The 3,268-nt window shown below is 70.9% G+C and carries 4 protein-coding genes; 3 read left to right on the forward strand and 1 reads right to left on the reverse strand.

Annotated features, from left to right (window positions below; all coding sequences use genetic code 11):
* Positions 1 to 227 (forward strand): hypothetical protein (locus tag NHG85_RS11105; protein ID WP_253332373.1); only part of this gene is annotated, 227 nt, incomplete at its 5' end.
* Between the two features lie 6 nt (positions 228 to 233).
* Here the strand turns inward: NHG85_RS11105 and NHG85_RS11110 are convergent.
* Positions 234 to 1,322 (reverse strand): cytochrome c3 family protein, encoded by a 1,089-nt coding sequence (locus tag NHG85_RS11110; protein WP_253332375.1) that lies wholly within the window; start codon positions 1,320 to 1,322, stop codon positions 234 to 236.
* 132 nt (positions 1,323 to 1,454) lie between these two features.
* Here NHG85_RS11110 and NHG85_RS11115 point away from each other — a divergent pair, with 132 nt between their 5' ends.
* Together NHG85_RS11115 and NHG85_RS11120 are read left to right on the forward strand one after the other, a co-directional pair.
* Positions 1,455 to 2,627 (forward strand): hypothetical protein, encoded by a 1,173-nt coding sequence (locus tag NHG85_RS11115; RefSeq protein WP_253332377.1) that lies wholly within the window; start codon positions 1,455 to 1,457, stop codon positions 2,625 to 2,627.
* Positions 2,624 to 3,268 (forward strand): RnfABCDGE type electron transport complex subunit D (locus NHG85_RS11120; RefSeq protein WP_253332379.1); only part of this gene is annotated, 645 nt, incomplete at its 3' end. The genes NHG85_RS11115 and NHG85_RS11120, both read left to right, overlap by 4 nt.

Here is a 3,268-nt window from a genome sequence, read left to right on the forward strand (position 1 = left end):
GGCCGATGCGGGACGCGATGCGCGCCGGGGCGGCGCTCGTGGTCGCGGCCTTCGGGCTAATCCTTGCGCCGGGGCTGCTGGGCGAGCATGTGCCCGGCTGGCTGGGAGGCTGGCCCACCTTGCCGGGGCTGCGCGGGTTCGTGCTCTATCTCGGCGTGATCGCTACCGGGCTGGGCGCGATCTACCTTTCGGCGGTGGTGTGGCGCAGGCGGGCGCGGACCGGATAGGGCGCCTCAGGGGCGCGTGAGGTCGCCGATGTCTTCGGGCAGAGCCTCCGCCAGATCCTGCAGGCTGTCGATGAGAAGCTGCAGCGTGTAGTGCGGGTTGTGCGCATAGGCGCCGCCGTCCTTGGCGACGAACTGGTAGTTGTAGGCCGCGCGCAGCAACCGCGGCGTCCATGCGGCGTAGCGATTGTCATAGCTCGCCTCATCCGCATCTGCGCGGCCGTCGGCGTTCGGATCGGCGAAGAAATAGGGGTAGGATCCTTCGGCATAGGCGATCGGCGTGCCCGCGACCTCGGCGCCGTAGCGCAGGATCGCGGCGAGAAGCTGGTCGTGGATCTGAGCCGTGACCACGCCGATGCCCTCGGAGGTGTCTCCGTCGCCGTCGAAATCCGTGGGCGACATGCGGATGGCGCGCAGATCCTCCGCCCCGGCGTGGCAGCTGGTGCAGTCCTCCATCTCGACCGCCGTGTCATGCGGGCCATGACAGCTCGTGCAATCGCTCAGATCGGGGACATGGGTGAAGCGGCCCGCATAGCTCTTGCCCTCGTATTCATAGCCGCCGCCCGCATCCGCCCCCATCAGCGTCGCCGCGGCGGCGGCGTAGTGGATATTGATGAAACCGAGATCCGCCGAGACCGTGTCCGGCTCCATCCCGCTCACCGCCGCGTCGACGCTCGCGCCCGAGGCGCGCCCTTGGTGGCAGACCGCGCAGACTGTCGATCCATTGTCGAGCGATGCGGATTGACCGGACGGGAAGGGCACGGATTGCAACGCGGCCGCCGCCGGATCGTGGCAGGTGGTGCATTCGATAACGGTGCCGATGCGGACGGGGTGGTCGATCACGCCCACGGTGGTCATGGTCGAGGCGACGTAATCGACGAAGCCGGGCGTCGAATGGCAGGCGGCACAGGCGCCGGGGATCTCTCCCTCGGCATCCCAGTGGCGGAACGCCTCCGACATCGCGTCGGCATGCGACGAGGCGAGCCAGTCCTCGACGATCTGTTCGGGCGTGGGATCGGGGGCCTCCTGCGCCGAAAGCGGCAGGGCGGGCCAGCCGCTGATGAGCAGGGCAGGCAGCAGGATGGCGGCGCGGGGCATGGCGTCACTCCGGTTGAAGGTGACCGATACGAAAAGCCTAGGACATGGTGCGCGGCCCGCCCTTGATCTGGATCAATGCAGCAGCGGGCGCGCGGGGCGATTGAAAAGCGAGGCCCCGATCCGGAGACGCAGATGATCGCCTTTCGCTCAGCGCGCGCCGCGACCATGGTCGCCGAAGCGGTGACGACCCGCACCGAAGCGGTCGCCCTCATGGCGCGCGATCTGCCGGGGCTGCGCCTTGTCCCTTGCCTTGAGGAGGGGGAAGAGGTCCGGGTCGGAACGCCGCTGCTGGCGGATCGGGACCGGCCCGCGATCCGCGTCGTGTCGCCCGCGCCCGGTCGGGTGGCGCGGATCGACAAGGGATATGGCCGCCGGATCGAGCGGATCGTGATCCGCACCCGGCCCGACGCCGACTGGACGGCGCCGGTCTCCTTGGCAGGGGACCTGCGCGAGACACTGCTGGCGCATGGGCTCTGGCCGGAGTTCCGGACCCGCCCCTTCGGCCGCGTGCCCGAACCCGAGGCCCAGCCGGATGCGATCCTCGTCGATGCGCTCGGGGGGGCGCAGGCGGCCGGGGTTCGGGCGGCGCGAAAGCAGCCTGAAGCCTTGAGTCGGGGCCTTTCGGCATTGCGCGAGCTCACGCGGGGGGAGGTCGTGCTTTGCCAGGAGGGAGGTGCTGCGCTGGCGGCGTCGCTCGATCGGCTGCAGGTGAAGGTCGGACTGGTTGGTCGCGGCGGCATGGGTGCGCAGCTGCGGCGCTGGCACAGCGTCGCGCGCGGTGGTGAGGTCTGGACCGTCGATTGCCAGGCGGTGATCGCGATCGGGCGTCTTTTGGAAGCGCAAGTGCTCGACCTGTCGCGGCTGATCGAGATCGCGTCCGAGGAGGGCGCGGGGCGGCTGCGGCGCAGCGTCACCGGCGCCGATCTCGACGAGATCCTCGGGGGCAGGGACGATGGCGCGCGCGCCCATGCCCTCGCGGGTGACAGCTCCTATGAGAGCCGCCGCTGGCTCGGGCGTTTCGAGACGCGCGTGGCATGGCCCGCACCTGACGCGGCCCTCACCGAGGCCTCCGGGCCTGGGCCGATCGTGCCGACCCCGGCCCTATGCGCCACCCTGCCCGCAGGGATCAGGGCGATCCCGCTGTTGCGGGCGCTGAGCATCGGCGATGCCGGGGCTGCGCGCAGGCTCGGCTGTCTCGACCTGATCGAAGAGGACATGCGTGCGGCCACGATGATCTGCGCGAGCGGGTCGGATTACGGCGCGCTGCTGCGTCGCGTGCTGGACGAGCTGGAGACGGAGCGATGATCCGGAAAGCCCTCCTCGATCTCAGGGCAAGGGCGGCGCGGCGCTGCGGGGTCTTTCGCCTCATGGCCCTCGCACCGCCCGCGCTGGTGCATCTCTGGCTCACCGGCGCGGCGGCGGTCCCGGCCCTTCTCGTGGCGGTTTCGGTGGCGCTTGGCTGGTCGTTCCTTTTTGCCGAATTGCGGGGCCGGGGGCCGCTTCTGGCCGGGCTGGTCCCGGCGCTGCTCCTCGTGCTTTTCGCCCCGCCCGAGGCGGCGCTGTGGCAGCTTGCGCTCGCGCTCTCGCTGGCGCTGGTCATGGGCGAGCTGATCTTTGGCGGCGCGGGCTTCGGCTTTCTGAGCACGGGCGCGCTGGCGCTGGCGTTCCTGACCTTCTCGTTTCCGGGGCTCGCCCTCGGGATGCCCGGACCTATGGTGCTTTGGGCGGCGCTGCCGGGGGGCGGGCTCCTGCTGCTGTCGGGGCTGGCGCCATGGCGGGTCGTTCTGGCCGGCGGCACGGCCTTCGCGGGGCTCGCCGCCCTGTTCTGGAGCCTGTCGCCCGGCCTCATCGGGCCGGTGCTGTTCGTCCTCGTGTTCCTCGCGGCCGACCCCTTCGCCGCACCGGTATCAGGGCCGGGGCACTGGGTGCATGGGGGGCTCGCGGGC

Source organism: Limimaricola litoreus (assembly GCF_024159025.1).
GTDB lineage: Bacteria > Pseudomonadota > Alphaproteobacteria > Rhodobacterales > Rhodobacteraceae > Limimaricola > Limimaricola litoreus.

Bases quoted from the DNA above. Each gene is read 5' to 3' on its own strand.
- NHG85_RS11115 (WP_253332377.1), top strand. From the start codon at position 1,455: ATGATCGCCTTTCGCTCAGCGCGCGCCGCGACCATGGTCGCCGAAGCG.
- NHG85_RS11110 (WP_253332375.1), bottom strand. From the start codon at position 1,322: ATGCCCCGCGCCGCCATCCTGCTGCCTGCCCTGCTCATCAGCGGCTGG.